Origin of the sequence: Rhodococcus sp. NKCM2511 (assembly GCF_014905595.1) — a bacterium.
Classification (GTDB): domain Bacteria; phylum Actinomycetota; class Actinomycetes; order Mycobacteriales; family Mycobacteriaceae; genus Rhodococcoides; species Rhodococcoides fascians.
Genome location: NZ_BNHJ02000001.1, coordinates 1273667 through 1289061 on the forward strand (window position 1 = coordinate 1273667; position 15395 = coordinate 1289061).

Sequence of the window (15395 nt, forward strand, 5' to 3'; positions counted from 1 at the left end):
TCACTCGGTGACCAGGGGCGATTGGTTTCGGCGGATACGGGTACTGGCAGCAGGTTCACCCGCCCCCACCTGCCAGGAGTCCTCATGCTCAAACGCGACGTATCCGCGCGCCTCGATGTAGACATCACCGCCGCCACCACTCTCGAATTCCAGATCGCCATCGCACCGCACCCCGGTACGACGGTCACCGAATCGCTCTCCTTCGTTCTCGACGGTAATCCCGTCGAGGCGAAGGAGGTCAGCGGACCGCACGGCAACCGCATTCACGTCATGCCCGCCGACGTCGGCAACTTACAGGTCTCGTACGACGCCACCATCCTGGGCAACACCACCCCGGCCCCCGTCACCGACTACGACATGTCGCTCTACCTTCGGCCCAGTCGCTACGCCGAAGCAGACAAGTTCTACGGTTTCGCCGCAACAGAATTCGGCGACTACGCCGATTCCGAGGAACTGCTGGCCAAGATCTCCGCCTGGGTGGGCGCACGCCTGAATTACGTTCCAGGAAGCAGTGATCCGATCGACGGAGCCGTCGACACGCTGCTCGCAGGCCAGGGAGTGTGCCGCGACTACTCGCATCTGGTCGTCGCGATGCTCCGCGCTGTCAATGTTCCTGCCCGCCTCGTGGCCGTGTACGCGCCCGGATGCGATCCGATGGATTTCCATGCCGTCGCCGAGGCGTTCGTCGGCGGCCAGTGGCGTGTCGTCGACGCCACGTGCCTGGCACCGCGGTCCACTCTGGTTCGCATTTCGGTAGGCCGCGATGCCGCCGATACCGCATTCCTGGACAACCACAAGGGTGCAATCACGCTGAACAGCTCCGTCGTCACAGCCGTGGTCGACGGCGAACTCCCGCACGACGACATCACCGAGCTGGTCTCCCTCACCTGACCGCCGCGGTCGTCCGAGTGATACAGATCACTTTCGCGCGACGTTTGCTTTCGGCCTCGAAAACCGACTATCTATCCGTTACCAACAATCACAGCCACCCGAAAGGTGCACACCATGAGCTTCATCGACAAGGCCAAGAACGCAGCAGAAGACGCCATCGGCAAGGCGAAGGAAGTTGTCGGCGACGCAACCGACAACAAGGACCTCGAAGCCGAGGGCAAGAAGGATCAGGGTTCGGCCGGCGTCAAGAAGGTCGGCGAGAACATCAAGGACACCTTCAAGTAACCAGCAGCCCCGCATCGAGTGCCGCCGGTCACCGCGATCGGCGGCACTCGGTTTCTGCTCACCTTCCACTTCACAGAACGGAACCCTCATGATTGCAACATCGGACACCACAACTACCAAGCGCCGCGGCGGATTCGCCTCGAAGTTGGCCCTCCTCGTCACGGTCGTGCTCGTTGCGGCACTGGTCATCTTCGTGCTGCAGAACACCGTTCACAGCACGATCAACTTCCTCGGCTGGAACTTCGATCTCGGGCAGGGCGTCGCAATGCTCGGTGCAGCCGTCGTCGGAGCGATCATCGCGCTGACGGCAACAGCAGCAGTCAAGGTTCGACGGGCCGTCCGCTGACAACCTCCCCCACGACAGGACTTCTCGCATGATCCCGCTGCTGGCTCGCAAGTATCTCTACCGCTACCTCGTCGTCGCGATCGGCTTGCCCGTCATTGCCCGGCTCCTGGCATTTGCCGGCGTGAGCCTCGAAAAGCGAACGGGCAGAGCCAATGTCGTATCCAAGGCCCTGAAGTCCGCCGGCAGGTTCGCGCAGCGTCGAGCAGACAAATCCGCTCGGAAACGTACGTCCGCGGCGCAGTAGCGGTAGCGCGTTCAACTCCGCGCGACGTGGGCGGCGAGGACGTCGCGCAACACCTCACGGTCGTCGAATCGCAGGATGTGGTCGCCGTACACTTGTTCGGCATCGCAGCCCCGGCCCGCCACGACCACGGCATCCCCGGGCTGAGCAATGGCCACAGCATGCTCCACGGCACGCCGCCGGTCGGCTTCCACTACCACCACCGCCGAGCGTGCAGCCCGAGCTCCCTCTTCCACTGCGGCTCGGATGGTGCCGGGGTCCTCCGACAGCGGACTCTCGTCGCTGACGATCACCACATCGGCCAACGTGGCTGCCGTTCGCCCGAGTGGAAACCGCTTACCCGGGTCACGTTCGCCCGTTGCCCCGACGACGACGATCAGTCGACCCGAGACCACGCTGCGGACGAACGGCAGCAGCGCCCGCTGACCTGCCGTGTTGTGCATGTAGTCCACGACGGCCAGGAAAGGCTGTCCGACGTCGACACGTTCGAGGCGGCCGGGAACGGCGTCGAGGCGTTCGAGTCCTGCCGCGACTGCTGCGATGTCGCGGCTGGCCGCCAACGCCATGGTCAGTGCGGCCAGAGCGTTCTCGGCTTGGTGCGGACCCAGCAGAGGTAGGCGGATCTCGACATCGCCCATCGGGGTTCGCGCTGTCAGGGACGTTCCGACGTCGGTGCACTCGATGTTCTCGCCGCGAACATCGGCACCGCGATCGGCCGTGGACCACGTCCAACAGGGAATATCGAGGCGTCCCGCCAGGATTTTGCCGTGCGGATCGCCGACGTTGACCACAGCGCGTGTCGATCGGTGCGCCGAGAACAGTTCGGCCTTCGCGGCGAAGTAACTGTCCATGTCTCCGTGGTAATCCAGGTGATCCGGCGTGAGATTGAGGAACCCCATCACCGCGAAACGGAGGCCGTCGACGCGGTGCTCGGTGACGGCGTGAGAGGACACCTCGAGGGCAACCGCCGTAGCACCCTCGTCCCGGAAACGGCGCAGAGTCCGATGCACGGTGGCGGCCTCGGGTGTGGTTCTGGCCGATTCTTCCGCGCCGCGCGGGCCCGCCAAACCGATTCCGGTCATAGTCGCCACGGAGTCGCCCGCCGCAGCGAGCCCGGCTCCGAGCAGCAGGGTGGTGCTCGTCTTGCCGTTGGTCCCGGTGACCCCGTACAGATCCAGGTCTCGGTGCGCGAACCGATGAATTCGAGCGCACACCTCCCCGACCCGGCGGCGCGGGTTCGGCACGACGAGTGTCGGCAGAACCGTCGAGGCCCGGTCCGACAACGCCGCCACTGCCCCTCGGGCCTTGGCCTCGAGCTCGAAGTCGAGGCCGTGCGCTCGGCGGCCGGGCAAAGCCACGTACAGGTCACCGGGACGAACCGTTCGCGAGTCGTCGCTTGCCCCGGTCACTCGCACGGAACGAATCGGCGGCGCAGCGCCGATCGAGAGTGCCAGCTCGTTCAGTTCCACGCCGACGCCGATCGACGACGTGCCACCCCTGCCGAGATCGGGCTCGATCAATGCCCCGCAGGGTCGGTCAGATTCTTACCTTCCTGTGCCTTGACCCTGCGACGCTCGAGCAACACCAGAACCGTGCCTGCGACGAGCAGAACGGGCGCGAGGACCGCGCCCGTCCACGCCCACCCCTCGAACCCGTAGCCGGCCGCGGTCAAGGTCAGTCCGAGGCTGACCAGCGCGAGACCGATACAGATGTAGCCGGGCCAGTTGCGCGCGTCGACGATCGCTTCCCCGGCGTGCCCGCGCATCGTGCGGTCGTCGTCGTTCGCTTCGGCACCGGAGTCGGCGGGGTCATGTTGGGCCATGGTGTCTCCTCGACTGCTGTTCGCTTCACCGGCGACGCATTCCGGGCCTGCAGGAACACGTCGATTACGTCAGTGTCCCCGCGGCGAACCCGTCCAAACATGAAGCCTCGCAGCACTCGAGGTAGACCCGTGATCGATATCCGGGCCGGCGGGCTCAGTTCTGCCAGGCGACGGCAGCGAACGGAGCGTGACTCGACAACCGGCCGACGATGCCGGCATGCGCGAAGTCCTTTGCCGTGGCCACTGCGTCGAGCACGCCGGATCCCTTGGCCAGCTCGGCGGTGATCGCAGCTGCGAACACGCATCCTGCGCCGGACACCCTCTCGTCGCCGATCTTCGGGGCGCGCAGGACGGTGAGGTCCTGTCCGTCGAACACGACGTCGACGGCTTCGTCTCCGGGTAGGCCGGCACCACCCTTGACCACGACGTACTGGGGGCCGAGGTCGGCGATCCTCTTGGCTGCCTCACCGAGATCCTCGACGGTGTCGATGGAGTCCATTCCGGACAACGTCGTTGCCTCGAACAGGTTGGGTGTGATGACGGTGGCCAGCGGAAGAATGTCGCGACGGAGCGCATTGTCGGTGTCGAGAGCCGCACCGGGTTCCTGGCCCTTGCAGATCAGCACGGGATCGACCACCACATGACGCCACGGCTGCAGGCGCAGTGATTCCGCGACCGTGGCGACGGTGGCGGGGGTGCCCAGCATGCCGATCTTGACGACATCGAGATCGTGAGCGGCGGTGGCCACTTCGATTTGATCTGCGATCACCGAACTGTCGATCGGCACGAAGCGGTGGCCCCATTCGGCCTTCGGATCGAAGGACACGATGCACGTGATGGTGCCGACCCCGTAGACCCCCAACCGCTCGAACGTCTTGAGATCTGCTTGCAGACCGGCCCCGCCGGTGGCTTCCGAACCTGCGATCACGTAAGCGATTGTCGACATCGGCCCATTATGGCAACCGACGCCCCATACCGCGCCGGGGTGGTCGAGAAGCCGCGTGCGCCGGGCCCGCTGCCGCGTTGTGCCCCGGCTCAGCGGCAGGTAGCGTCACCGATATCCGAGTCGAGTCCAGGCCGGTCCCCCACTGCGCAACCGCCGTACGTGTGCCCCGAGAACGGCGGCATACCAACGCTTTTCGTTCGGCGTAGCGGCGTACCGAGATGACGACGGAGGTCCGAGCGTGACGACGAAACGCGACACCACAGCTCGATGCGAGGACGTGTGGAACGTTCTTGCCGATGGCTGGTCCTACGCAATGTGGGTGGTCGGTGCATCCCGAATCAGAGCGGTCGACGCGGCGTGGCCTGCTCCCGGCAGTGTCATCCACCATTCGGTCGGGGCCTGGCCGCTCGTGCTCAGCGACGTCACGCGCTCGGTCGCCGTTCACGAGAACCGCGAATTACAGCTGGAAGCCCGGGCCATGCCGTTCGGACGCGCCTCCATCACCGTCCGGCTGCACCCGACCGCGACCGGCTGCACGATCGAAATGATCGAGCACGCGAGCACACCGCCGTTCGAGCTCGTGCCCAACCGGGTTCAACATGCGCTGTCTCACCCCCGAAATTCCGAGGCACTCAGGCGTCTCGCACTGTTGGCGGAGCGCGCATCGAACCCGTAGAACCTGCCCGGTCGGGCACGGCCCGCTCACCGAAACCTCTGTGCCGCAACGGAACGGCCGAACACGATTGAAGACCGAATGCAGCGGGCATGCGATTCACATGACTCCCCCACTTCGTCGATCGATTCGATCTGTCTCCAGCACCGGCCCCCGAAGCGGGAACCGGCACTGATGGCGTCCGACCACAGTCCGAGCGTCCACCCGGACGGCTCCGAGTCCGACGGGTCGTCGACGCCACTGCGCCGGGCGATCTCGGGCAAGTTGTTGTTCGTCTTCATTCTCGGTGACGTGCTGGGTGCCGGGATCTACGCTCTCGTCGGGGAAATCGCGGGTGAGGTCGGCGGAGCGATCTGGCTGCCGATGCTGCTCGCTCTCCTGATGGCCTTGCTCACTGCGGCGTCATACGCCGAATTGGTGACGAAGTACCCGCGAGCAGGCGGGGCGGCGGTGTTCGCGCAGCGAGCCTTCGGGCGACCGATAGTGTCGTTCCTCGTCGGATTCTCGATGCTCGCGGCTGGCGTGACGAGCGCGGGAGGTCTGGCGCTGGCCTTCTCGGGCGACTATCTCGCAGTGTTCCTCGATGTGCCCGCCGTGCCTGCGGCGGTCGTCTTCCTACTTCTCGTCGGACTTCTCAATGCCCGCGGGATCACCGAATCTCTTCGGGCCAACCTCGGTATGACGGTGATCGAGGTGTCCGGTCTCGTCGTGATCATCGCCCTGGCCGGGCTCGTTCTGAGCCGCGGCGACGGCGCGCCGTCACGGGTGCTCGAATTCACCGACGACACCACGCCGACGCTGGCAGTGCTGGGGGCGGCTCTGCTCGCCTTCTACTCGTTCGTGGGGTTCGAGACTTCGGCCAATATCGCCGAGGAGGTCGAGGATGTGCGGCGGGTGTATCCCCGGGCTCTGCTCGGAGCCGTCACGACGGCCGGAGCGGTCTATGTGCTGGTCGGTCTGGCAGTCTCGACGGTCGTTCCGGCGGATACGCTGGCCCAGTCCACCGGTCCGCTGCTCGAGGTCGTCGACGCCGCCGACGCCGGAATCCCACCATGGGTCTTCAGTCTGGTCGCCCTTGTGGCCGTCGCCAACGGCGCCTTGCTGACGATGATCATGGCGTCGAGACTGACCTTCGGCATGGCCCGCGACGGATTGCTTCCGGTCGCCCTGGCCAAGGTGCTGCCCGGCCGCAAGACTCCGTGGGCGGCCATTGTCGCGACCACTGCGGTCGCAATGGTGTTGTGCACCACCGGCTCCGTGGCCGCACTCGCCGAAACGGTGGTGCTGCTTCTGTTGTTCGTCTTCATCAGTACCAACATTGCCGTGCTCGTGCTGCGTCGGGACCGATCCGACACCGACCACTTTCGAACGCCGACGGCGCTTCCCGTCCTGGCGTTGATCACGTGCGCCGTGCTGCTCACTCAGCAGTCCGCAGCCACGTGGCTCCGCGCCGGGCTGCTGCTCGCAGTCGGAATCGCGCTGTACTACGTCGGTAGGGTTGTGAGCAACAAGACCGCGACCGAACCCAGGAGCATCACCCGATGACCACCACAGAGGTCGACGCAGTCGTCATAGGCAGCGGTCACAACGGATTGGTCGCCGCTGCGGCGATGGCCGACGCGGGGTGGGACGTCGTGATTCTCGAGGCGGCCGAACTACCCGGCGGTGCCGTCCGCAGTGCCGAACTGGTTCCTGGATTCACCAGCGACCTGTTCAGCGCGTTCTATCCGCTGGCTGTGTCCTCGCCCGCCATGACGGCACTCGAGCTCGAGCGTCACGGACTGACGTGGTCTCACTCGCCGACGGTCTACGGCCACGCGCGATCCCCGGAGGACACCGACGCTCCGGTCGTCCATCACGACGTCGAGGCGACCGCTGCTCTGTTGCGTGAGCACGACGTACGCGACGGTGACACGTGGCTGCGCCTGTTCGAGCAGTGGGAACGTATTCGCACTCCCCTGCTCGGTTCGCTCTTCGGGCCGTTTCCACCGGTACTGCCGGCAGCACGATTGGCGCGCACTCTCGGCGTCTCCGAGACACTGCGCTTCGTCCGGTTCGCTGCGTTGCCTGCACGGGTGATGGCCCACGAGCTGTTCCACAGCGAGGCCGCGCGGTGCCTGCTCCTGGGCAATGCGATGCACGGCGACGTTCCCACCGACGCGCCGGTGAGCGGAATGATGGGATATCTGCTGACGATGCTCGCGCAGGACGTCGGGTATCCGGCACCCGTAGGTGGATCGTCGGCATTGACCGACGCGTTGATTCGCCGGGCTCAGGCTTCGGGTGCTGTGCTGACGTGCAGTCGACCCGTCGAGTCCATCGACGTGCGGGGCGGTCGTGCACGCGCCGTGCACACGACAGGTGGCGAGACGTTCCGCGCTCGTCGAGCGATCGTTGCCGACGTGTCGGCCCCCGCGCTGTACGGGTCGTTGCTGCCCTTCGATGCGGTCCCGCGTCGCGTGCACGACGACTTACGTACGTTCGAGTGGGACACCCCGGTGGTCAAGCTCAACTACGCTCTCGACCGTCGAATACCTTGGCGCTCAGCATCTTTGGCCGACGCAGGCACCGTCCACCTCGGTGCGGACGACAACGGCCTGGTCCATTGGGCGGCCGATCTCACGACCGGGGTTCTCCCGCAGAGCCCGTTCATGTTGTTCGGCCAGATGACCACAGCGGACCGGTCCAGATCGCCCGAGGGCACCGAAAGCGCTTGGGCCTACACACATCTGCCGCGCGGCGTCGTCGACGACTCGGCCGCCGAGACCGTCGCCGACCGCGTCGATCAGGTGTTGGAACAGCACGCCCCGGGATTCGCCGATTCGGTGGTGGGACGGGTGGTGCAGAGACCGAGTGATCTGCACGGCGCCGATGCCAACCTGCACGGCGGTGCGGTCAACGGTGGTACCGCACAACTGCAGCAGCAGTTGATCTTTCGTCCCACGCCAGGATTGGGGCGCGCGGAGACCCCGGTGGAAGGATTGTTCCTCGGGTCCGCGTCCGCCCACCCCGGGGGCGGAGTCCACGGTGCGGCCGGGGCCAACGCCGCTCGGGCCGCACTCGGCCAGCGAGGGGCGCGCGGATGGGCGCGAAAGAAAGTCACCAGTGCACTGATCGAATTCCTGACCCGATGACGGCGTTATCGAAACGAGATCTTTCGTTACCGACTCGAGATCGTCGACATCACCGTCCGACATCTCGCACTGGCATCGTTGACTACACAACAAACCAGCGAGCAGGCGGAGACACCAGCCGGCCGCGCACTTCTCCGGAAGAGGTCTCGACATGTCGATGAGCATTGCCACCATGGACAACGCCGTTCGCGACGACGAAGCCGAGTTCCGACTCGACACCATCGTCCGTTCCGACGGGAACAACATCCTGCGCGCCTTCGGTGAACTCGACATGTCGACCCGGGCCGAATTCGTACACGGCCTCGATCGCCTGGCCGCCGTTTCCTCCGTGGTCACGATCGACCTGTCCGAGGTGTCGTTCGTCTACTCGGGAGTCGCGAATGCCATCGTCGACGCGACCTACACCCACCCGGGCAAGATCGTCATCCACGCGCCGGCCCGTTCGGTGCGCATGGTCCTCGACGTACTGGGTGCAGGCGAGCTGTTCGTCGACGCGCCTGGATCGTGAATCGGACACGATGACAGGTAACCTCGGCCGTATGTCTGACGACCCGACCGGAGGACAGTTCGAGATCGTTTCGGATGTGCACGACGCGACAACCGTCATCACAGTCAGAGGCGAACTCGACCTGGATACGATTCCCCACTTGTCCGCCGCTGCGTTCCCTGCGGCCGACGCCGCGGAACGCGGACTGGTGGTCGACATGACCGATGTGAGCTTTCTGTCGTCGAGCGCCATCACCGTGTTGGTCCGAGTGTCCGACCGGCTGCCCGAATCGTCGCGAATGGCACTGGTCGCCGTCGACGGGGTGGTCGTTCGCCCGGTTCAGCTCAGCGGAATCGACCGGGTGATGGCCACGTTCACCACCGTTCCCGAGGCTGTGGCGCATGTGCAGTCGAGCGCGGTCGACAGTGAGGGTGGCCGATGACGTCCCACTCGCAGCCCGCCAGTCGATGGAGTCACACTGCGACCGCTGAGGCTGCCGCTGCCAGCGCCGCTCGGCGCCGACTCCAGGGTTGGGCGCTCGACCTGGGCGTGCATCGGACCCTCGTGGACGACATCGCTCTCGGGGCCTACGAAGCCCTGGCCAACGTCGTCGAACACGCCTACAGCTCCGCGCCCGAACCGGGGACGATGACGATCACCGCAGCGTACGAACGCGAGACGCTGACCGTCACCGTCTCGGACACCGGCACGTGGCGTCCGCCGGCACCGACGACCACACGAAGCCACGGGCTTCAGCTCGCCGAGGCAGTGTCCGACGACCTCACCGTCGACCACCGTCCAGGTCTGGGCACCGTGGTCACCGCAGTGTGGCGGAACCCAGTCACGGCCGAATCAACCGGCCGCCCCTCGTAATCTTGGTAGGAGAAGCCATGACCGCCTCGGCTGCCGAACTACTCGACTCCGCACCGTGCGGGGTTTTTTCGATCGACGTTGCGTCCGGCGACATCCTTTACGCCAACGCGGCGGCCGCTCGCATCACGGCACTGAGTCGGGACGATCTGGTCGGCACCGCAGTCACGGATCTTTTCAGCCCCGAGTTCGCACCGGTTTTGCGCGAACTGCTCGCGGCAGCCACGTCGTCCGACTCCGACTCGCCCATCGGAGTGACGGCGCAACTCACCGGCGCACCCGCATCGGGCTCGCAGACGGCGGTGTCGATGCTCGCCAACAGTTTGCGAGCGGTGTCCGGTGCGACGACGGTGACCATGACGCTGCACAACGAGACCGAGCGCCGAGTCCGCGAGCAGCACCTGATGGATGCGCGGATATATGCCGAGGCAGCTCAGGACGACGCCGAAGCAGCTCTCGACCGATCTCAGGATGCATTGGGCGCGTCGGAGGAAGCCCGCAAGTTGGCGGAAGCAGAGAAGACTCAGGTACAGATTCTGGCGTCGACTCTGCAACGCACACTGTTGCCGCCGATCCTGTCCGCGCCGACGGGCATGCAGGTGGCGGCCCATTACCACCCCGCGTCCATCGACGAAGTGGGCGGCGACTTCTACGACGTGTTTCCCCTCGACAACGCGACGTGGGGTTTCTTCCTCGGCGACGTGAGCGGAAAAGGAGCGGGCGCGGCTGCCGTCACGTCCCTGACTCGATACACGCTGCGGGCCGCAGCGGTCTTCGATCGGGATCCGATCGCCGTACTCGAGAACCTCAACACGGTGCTCCACCACGAGTTTCACGGCGACGATCCGCGTTTCTGCACCGTGGTCTTCGGTACCGTCGCGCCGGGACCCGACGGTGCCGTGGTGCACCTCGCCAGCGGAGGCCACCCGCCGGCTCTTCGTATCGCGCACGACGGCGTCGTCGAATTCGTGGACACCACCGGGGGGCAGTTGGTCGGAGCCCTCACCGAACCGCACTTCGCCTCGGCGACGGTGACGATGCAGCCCGGTGACGTGTTGGCGTTCTACACCGACGGGCTGACCGAGGCGATCGTCGGCCCGGGCCGAACTCGTTTCGACGACGACGGCAGTCTGCGCGCATTCGCCGCCGAACGAGGCCGGACCTCCGCGGCAAAGATCGTCGACGATCTGACCGAATTGTTGGCCTCGTTCGGTGACGGACTTCAGGACGACGTGGCGTTGCTCGCCTTCGAGGTTCCCCCGATCGATACCGATTCCGGCTCCGATCCGACCGGTTCGTAGTCCTTCGACTCCTCGATCGCCTCCAACGGCGGTACCTCCTCACCGTCGAGCACTCTGCGCATTCGGTCTTTGTCGAGTTGGCCCTCCCAGTTCGCCACGACGAATGTCGCGACGCAGTTGCCGAGAAGGTTCACCGATACTCGCATGGAGTCCATGATCCGGTCGGCACCGAGCAGCAACGCCACGGCCGCAACCGGGATGGACCCGTGCCCGATGGCCGCAACGGTCGCCGACAATGCGAGGAACGACGACCCCGGTACTCCGGCCATGCCTTTGGAGGTCAGCATCAGGATCAACACCGCAGCGATCTGCTCTCCGAGTGTCAGGTCGACGCCGAGAGCCTGCGCGAGAAAGAGAATGCAGATCGACAGATAGAGGGTTGCTCCGTCGAGGTTGAACGAATATCCCGTCGGAACCACCAGACCGGTGGTCGTGCGGGAGCACCCTGCCTCGGTCAGCTTGACCATGATGCGCGGCAGTACCACCTCCGTCGACGCCGTTCCGAGGGCGAGGAACAACTCGTCCTTGATGTACCGCAAGAACTTCCAGAGGTTGACTCCGGCGAAGTACCGCGCGACGGCCGTGAGAACGAGAATGAACAACACGGCAGCCAGGTAGCAGCACGCGATCAGTTTCCCGTAGCTACCGAGCGACGAAATGCCATACTGGCCGACGATGTATGCCATCGCCCCGAAGGCACCGATGGGTGCCAGGCGCATGATCCAACCGATGATCGTGAAGAAGATGTGGCTGATGTGATCGACGAGTTCGAGCACGATCGGCGGGCCCTTCTCACCGAACTTCGCCAAGGCCAAGCCGAACAGCACGGCGAAGAACAGCACCTGCAGTAGCGCGTTCTCCGCGAATGCCGACACCACGGAGGTCGGAATGATGTTCAGCAAGAAGTCCACGGTGTGCGGCAACTCGCCGCTGCCGGTCTTCTGGTCGACGGCCTCGGCACCGGTGGCCAAGGTCTGCGGGTCGATGGAGAACCCGGAGCCCGGCTTGACGATGTTGCCGACCACCAGACCGAACACGAGCGCGAACGTCGTGATCAGCTCGAAGTAGACCAGGGCCTTGACGCCGATGCGGCCGACGGACTTGAGGTCGCCCACATGGGCGATGCCGATGACGACGGTGCAGAAGATGATCGGGGCGATCAGCATCTTGATGAGCTTGATGAAGCCGTCGGCCAGTGGCTTGAGGTCCGCACCCAGGCCCGGCCAGAGCCACCCGATCGCAATGCCTCCGACTATGCCGATCAGTAACTGCACGAAAAGCGATGCATACCAAGGCTTTCGGCGTACATCGGGTTCGGCTTCCCGGTCCGTTGCGGTCGGTCGTTCTGTCATGCGCTCACCGTTCGATCGAGTTTCCGTCGTGCTCGGCGACACCTCCGTCGCATCGCACCATGTTTCGGCGCGACCATCGTGCGCGAGAAATGTTTCGTCGATGTTGACGGTGATGGTCGATGGTGAAACCAGTCGACTCGATCGGCAGGTCGAGTTACACGTGCACCCCGAGGCCGGGCTCGAATCGGATCGACGGACTGTTGTTCGGTCCATCGAGGGTCACATGGGCACGCACGCGGTACACCCGCGCGATCAACTCCTCGGTGAGCACGTCGGCGGGTGCGCCTGCTGCCACCACCCGGCCCTCGGACAACACCACGAGTTGCGTGCAGAACATCGCCGCCAGGTTCAGATCGTGCAGTGCGATGACGCTCGTGATGGGTAACCGTGCGACCAACGCCAGCAATTCGAGCTGATGATGGATGTCGAGATGGTTGGTCGGTTCGTCGAGCAGCAGTTCCCGCGGCTCCTGAGCCAGGGCGCGCGCGATCTGCGCGCGCTGCCGTTCTCCGCCGGACAGCTGATGCCACAGGCAATGGGCCTTTCCTGCCAGACCCGTGTGCCGCAGTGCAGAATCCACGGCCGCCGCATCTGCAGCTGCGTCTCCGCCGAACGCTCCTCGATGGGGAATGCGGCCGAGCCGTACGACGTCGGCGACGGTGATGTCGAAGTCGGTGTCGGCGTGCTGACTCACCACGGCCACGATCTTCGCGACGTCCTTGCGACGCATCGCGGACAGCTCGGTTCCGTCGAGGGTCACCACACCCGACGTCGGCCTGACGGCACCGTTCATCAGCTGCAGCAGCGAGGACTTGCCGGATCCGTTGGGCCCGAGCAGCCCGACGGTATCGCCCGGGCCGGGCTCGAGGGACACCCCGTCGACGACCAGCGCACCGCCTCGACGCCACGTGACATCGGTTGCCGAGAGTGTCATGACGCCTTCTTCCGTCTGGACAGGATGGCGATGAATGCCGGGACGCCCACCAGTGCGGTACCCACGCCGACCGGCAGCGGCGTCGGCGCGAACGCGACGCGCGACACCGCGTCCACCCAGACCATGAAGACCGCTCCGATCAACGCCGTGACCGGAACGAGCCGACCGTGCCTCGAGCCGACGAGGAACCGCGCTGCATGCGGTAACACGAGCCCGAGGAATCCGATCGCCCCTGCCACACTCACCAAGGTGGCCGTGATGAGGGCGGTCACGACCAGAAGTGCGATGCGAGCCTTGCGTACCGGGATGCCCAGTGAGGACGCGACCTCGTTGCCGAACGAGAACGCGTCGAGCACGAATGCGTAGTAGAAGCAGACGGCTGTCCCGACCGCGACGACTGCGGCGCACAGAATCACGTCGTCCCAGCGAACACCCTCGAGCGAGCCCAGCAGCCAGAACATGACGCCGCGGGTCTCGTCGGAATCGGCGAACGCGAAGATCACCAACGACGTCAATGCCGAGAACAACTGGGTCGACGCCACTCCGGCCAGAATCACGCGGTCGTTGTTGCCGCCGGAGAGTTGAGCGAGCAGCAGCACCAGTCCGAATGCCACCAGTGCCCCGATGAACGCGCCACCGGACAGTCCGAGCGCGGCCCCACCGACTCAGAGGATCCCGACCAGCACCGCGCCTGTGGACGCGCCGGAACTGATGCCGAGCACGAACGGGTCGGCGAGCGGATTGCGGAGCAGCGACTGCATGATGACCCCGCAGATCCCGAGGCCGCTGCCGCATGCAGCTGCCACGAGGCTGCGTGGGAGCCGTTCTTCCCACACGATCGCGTTCTTGGACACCCGGACGGGGATGTCCGCCAGTCCCAGGTGGTTGAGCACGACGTCACGCACGTTGACCAGCGAGATCTGGGCCGGCCCGAGCGTCATCGCGATCGCCACGGAGACGACCAGAAGGAGAACCCCGCCGATCATGACGGCGGGCAGGCCGATCTGTCGTTTCGCCGAGACGCTCGGCTCGGCCGTGGTGGCGCTCAGGACCGAGGCCCGATCTGGTTCAGGCCTGCGGTCAGCTTCTCGACGGCGTCGACCAGCCGAATCGAGGGGTTCATCTCGGCGCCGTGCAGCGAGATGTACCGCTTGTTCTTCACCGCGTCCATCGTGCTGGTGACCGGGTCCGATTCGAGGAACGCAATCTTGTCCTCCAGCTTGTCCCCGGGGAAGCGATTGCGGAGTAGGTCTCCGAGCACCAGTACGGACGGATCGCGGTCCACCACTGTTTCCCACCCGACCGCTTCCCAGTCGTCCTGCAGATCGGAGTAGACGTTGGTGGCACCGACCTGATCGGCGAGGAGGGCAGGCGCTCCGGAGCGGCCGGCGAAGTACGGGCTCTTGGTGTCTGCGAACCAGAACGCGATGCTCTCACCGGTCTTGTCGTTGCCCGATGTGGCCGCGTCCAGACGGCCTTGCAGTTCGCTGATCAAGCTCTCACCGCGTTCCTGGACGTCGAACACCTCGGCCGTTTCGCGAATGGTCTGATACAGCGCGTCCATGGTCAACGGGGTCGTCCGGGGATTGCCACCGTTGACGCTCAGGCCGTTGTCACAGTCGGTGGGTGCGAGATACGTCTCGATGTTCGATTCGGCGAAGCGGCTACGGTCTGCGACACCGCCCTGCTTGTAATGGCGGCCGAACGACGCGGTGACGAAATCCGGGTCGGTGTCGAGCACCACCTCGTAGGTCGGCGCGTTGTCTGCCAACCGCGGAACGGATGCGTTCGCCTCGGCGAGATTCTCGCGGATCGGATCCGTCCACGACGCTGTCCCGACCATGCGATCCTGCAGACCGAGCGACAGCAGGATCTCGGTGGAATCCTGATCGAGAGACACCACTCGCTGCGGCGGAGCGTCGACGGTCACCGACTGGCCACAATTGTCGAGTACGAGCGGGTAGACGGTCTTGCCGTCGCCGCCCGTGGCCGCGGTCTGCGACACCTCCTCGGACTCACCACATGCGGTGATCAGACCTGCAGCAAGAACCAGCGACGAGAGGGCAGCGACGCGCCTCGTACCTTTTTTCACGGGGTGACCGAACTTTCTCGA

17 protein-coding genes and 1 pseudogene are annotated in these 15395 nt (G+C 65.3%); 11 read left to right on the plus strand and 7 right to left on the minus strand.

The window, feature by feature from the left end:
* The first annotated feature begins 84 nt into the window (after positions 1–84).
* The 4 genes from JLZ96_RS05695 (at position 85) to JLZ96_RS05710 (ending at position 1766) form a co-directional block, all read left to right on the plus strand.
* Positions 85–891 carry a transglutaminase family protein gene (locus tag JLZ96_RS05695; protein WP_027496193.1) on the plus strand — a complete coding sequence of 269 codons (807 nt, stop codon included), beginning with the start codon at positions 85–87 and terminating at the stop codon, positions 889–891.
* A gap of 114 nt (positions 892–1005) precedes the next feature.
* Positions 1006–1176 (plus strand): CsbD family protein, encoded by a 171-nt coding sequence (locus tag JLZ96_RS05700; protein ID WP_008718579.1) that lies wholly within the window; start codon positions 1006–1008, stop codon positions 1174–1176.
* A gap of 88 nt (positions 1177–1264) precedes the next feature.
* Positions 1265–1522: a lipopolysaccharide assembly protein LapA domain-containing protein gene (locus tag JLZ96_RS05705; RefSeq protein ID WP_174557318.1), complete on the plus strand. Its 258-nt coding sequence runs from the start codon at positions 1265–1267 to the stop codon at positions 1520–1522.
* 28 nt (positions 1523–1550) lie between these two features.
* Positions 1551–1766 carry a hypothetical protein gene (locus tag JLZ96_RS05710; RefSeq protein ID WP_032364706.1) on the plus strand — a complete coding sequence of 72 codons (216 nt, stop codon included), beginning with the start codon at positions 1551–1553 and terminating at the stop codon, positions 1764–1766.
* An 11-nt stretch (positions 1767–1777) separates the two neighbouring features.
* On the opposite strand, the gene JLZ96_RS05715 is transcribed toward JLZ96_RS05710, so the two are convergent.
* The 3 genes from JLZ96_RS05715 to thiD all read right to left on the minus strand — a co-directional run bounded on the left by JLZ96_RS05715 (position 1778) and on the right by thiD (position 4531).
* Complete coding sequence (locus JLZ96_RS05715; protein WP_139278546.1) at positions 1778–3283, minus strand: Mur ligase family protein; 1506 nt, start codon at positions 3281–3283, stop codon at positions 1778–1780.
* Positions 3280–3585, minus strand: coding sequence for a membrane protein (locus JLZ96_RS05720; RefSeq protein ID WP_032364705.1), 306 nt, complete (start codon positions 3583–3585; stop codon positions 3280–3282). Before JLZ96_RS05720 ends, JLZ96_RS05715 begins: the two co-directional genes overlap by 4 nt.
* 154 nt (positions 3586–3739) lie before the next feature.
* A complete protein-coding gene (gene thiD, locus JLZ96_RS05725) occupies positions 3740–4531 on the minus strand; it encodes a bifunctional hydroxymethylpyrimidine kinase/phosphomethylpyrimidine kinase (RefSeq protein ID WP_032364704.1) in 792 nt (263 codons plus the stop codon).
* 238 nt (positions 4532–4769) lie between these two features.
* Between thiD and JLZ96_RS05730 the strand changes: the two genes are divergently transcribed.
* The 7 genes from JLZ96_RS05730 to JLZ96_RS05760 all read left to right on the plus strand — a co-directional run bounded on the left by JLZ96_RS05730 (position 4770) and on the right by JLZ96_RS05760 (position 10996).
* The gene (locus tag JLZ96_RS05730; RefSeq protein WP_027496188.1) at positions 4770–5207 is read left to right on the plus strand and encodes an SRPBCC family protein; all 438 of its coding nucleotides are present in this window, start codon (positions 4770–4772) and stop codon (positions 5205–5207) included.
* A 171-nt stretch (positions 5208–5378) separates the two neighbouring features.
* Positions 5379–6749 carry an APC family permease gene (locus JLZ96_RS05735; protein WP_052053773.1) on the plus strand — a complete coding sequence of 457 codons (1371 nt, stop codon included), beginning with the start codon at positions 5379–5381 and terminating at the stop codon, positions 6747–6749.
* The gene (locus JLZ96_RS05740; protein ID WP_032408119.1) at positions 6746–8338 is read left to right on the plus strand and encodes an NAD(P)/FAD-dependent oxidoreductase; all 1593 of its coding nucleotides are present in this window, start codon (positions 6746–6748) and stop codon (positions 8336–8338) included. Before JLZ96_RS05735 ends, JLZ96_RS05740 begins: the two co-directional genes overlap by 4 nt.
* A gap of 157 nt (positions 8339–8495) precedes the next feature.
* Entirely contained in the window at positions 8496–8846 is a 351-nt protein-coding gene (locus tag JLZ96_RS05745) for an STAS domain-containing protein (RefSeq protein ID WP_139278545.1), read from the plus strand.
* Positions 8847–8877: 31 nt separating this feature from the next.
* On the plus strand, positions 8878–9267 hold the full coding sequence (locus tag JLZ96_RS05750; protein ID WP_027496186.1) for an STAS domain-containing protein: 390 nt from the start codon (positions 8878–8880) through the stop codon (positions 9265–9267).
* Positions 9264–9698 carry an ATP-binding protein gene (locus tag JLZ96_RS05755; RefSeq protein WP_032368860.1) on the plus strand — a complete coding sequence of 145 codons (435 nt, stop codon included), beginning with the start codon at positions 9264–9266 and terminating at the stop codon, positions 9696–9698. Before JLZ96_RS05750 ends, JLZ96_RS05755 begins: the two co-directional genes overlap by 4 nt.
* A gap of 17 nt (positions 9699–9715) precedes the next feature.
* The gene (locus JLZ96_RS05760) at positions 9716–10996 is read left to right on the plus strand and encodes a PP2C family protein-serine/threonine phosphatase (protein WP_080966330.1); all 1281 of its coding nucleotides are present in this window, start codon (positions 9716–9718) and stop codon (positions 10994–10996) included.
* On the opposite strand, the gene dctA is transcribed toward JLZ96_RS05760, so the two are convergent.
* The 4 genes and pseudogenes from dctA to JLZ96_RS05780 all read right to left on the minus strand — a co-directional run bounded on the left by dctA (position 10918) and on the right by JLZ96_RS05780 (position 15374).
* The gene (gene dctA, locus JLZ96_RS05765; protein WP_201009630.1) at positions 10918–12348 is read right to left on the minus strand and encodes a C4-dicarboxylate transporter DctA; all 1431 of its coding nucleotides are present in this window, start codon (positions 12346–12348) and stop codon (positions 10918–10920) included. The genes JLZ96_RS05760 and dctA overlap by 79 nt on opposite strands.
* Before the next feature lie 154 nt (positions 12349–12502).
* A complete protein-coding gene (locus JLZ96_RS05770) occupies positions 12503–13282 on the minus strand; it encodes an ABC transporter ATP-binding protein (RefSeq protein ID WP_201009631.1) in 780 nt (259 codons plus the stop codon).
* Positions 13279–14268 (minus strand): annotated as a pseudogene (locus JLZ96_RS05775) (FecCD family ABC transporter permease). Before JLZ96_RS05775 ends, JLZ96_RS05770 begins: the two are co-directional and overlap by 4 nt.
* A gap of 59 nt (positions 14269–14327) precedes the next feature.
* Positions 14328–15374 carry an ABC transporter substrate-binding protein gene (locus tag JLZ96_RS05780; RefSeq protein ID WP_027496182.1) on the minus strand — a complete coding sequence of 349 codons (1047 nt, stop codon included), beginning with the start codon at positions 15372–15374 and terminating at the stop codon, positions 14328–14330.
* Between the last annotated feature and the right edge of the window lie 21 nt (positions 15375–15395).

Coding starts and splice junctions, on each gene's coding strand:
- JLZ96_RS05700 (WP_008718579.1), top strand. CDS start 1,006: ATGAGCTTCATCGACAAGGCCAAGAACGCAGCAGAAGACGCCATCGGC.
- JLZ96_RS05750 (WP_027496186.1), top strand. CDS start 8,878: ATGTCTGACGACCCGACCGGAGGACAGTTCGAGATCGTTTCGGATGTG.
- JLZ96_RS05770 (WP_201009631.1), bottom strand. CDS start 13,282: ATGACACTCTCGGCAACCGATGTCACGTGGCGTCGAGGCGGTGCGCTG.
- JLZ96_RS05735 (WP_052053773.1), top strand. CDS start 5,379: ATGGCGTCCGACCACAGTCCGAGCGTCCACCCGGACGGCTCCGAGTCC.
- JLZ96_RS05740 (WP_032408119.1), top strand. CDS start 6,746: ATGACCACCACAGAGGTCGACGCAGTCGTCATAGGCAGCGGTCACAAC.
- JLZ96_RS05745 (WP_139278545.1), top strand. CDS start 8,496: ATGAGCATTGCCACCATGGACAACGCCGTTCGCGACGACGAAGCCGAG.
- JLZ96_RS05720 (WP_032364705.1), bottom strand. CDS start 3,585: ATGGCCCAACATGACCCCGCCGACTCCGGTGCCGAAGCGAACGACGAC.
- JLZ96_RS05705 (WP_174557318.1), top strand. CDS start 1,265: ATGATTGCAACATCGGACACCACAACTACCAAGCGCCGCGGCGGATTC.
- JLZ96_RS05695 (WP_027496193.1), top strand. CDS start 85: ATGCTCAAACGCGACGTATCCGCGCGCCTCGATGTAGACATCACCGCC.
- JLZ96_RS05710 (WP_032364706.1), top strand. CDS start 1,551: ATGATCCCGCTGCTGGCTCGCAAGTATCTCTACCGCTACCTCGTCGTC.
- JLZ96_RS05755 (WP_032368860.1), top strand. CDS start 9,264: ATGACGTCCCACTCGCAGCCCGCCAGTCGATGGAGTCACACTGCGACC.
- dctA (WP_201009630.1), bottom strand. CDS start 12,348: ATGACAGAACGACCGACCGCAACGGACCGGGAAGCCGAACCCGATGTA.
- thiD (WP_032364704.1), bottom strand. CDS start 4,531: ATGTCGACAATCGCTTACGTGATCGCAGGTTCGGAAGCCACCGGCGGG.
- JLZ96_RS05760 (WP_080966330.1), top strand. CDS start 9,716: ATGACCGCCTCGGCTGCCGAACTACTCGACTCCGCACCGTGCGGGGTT.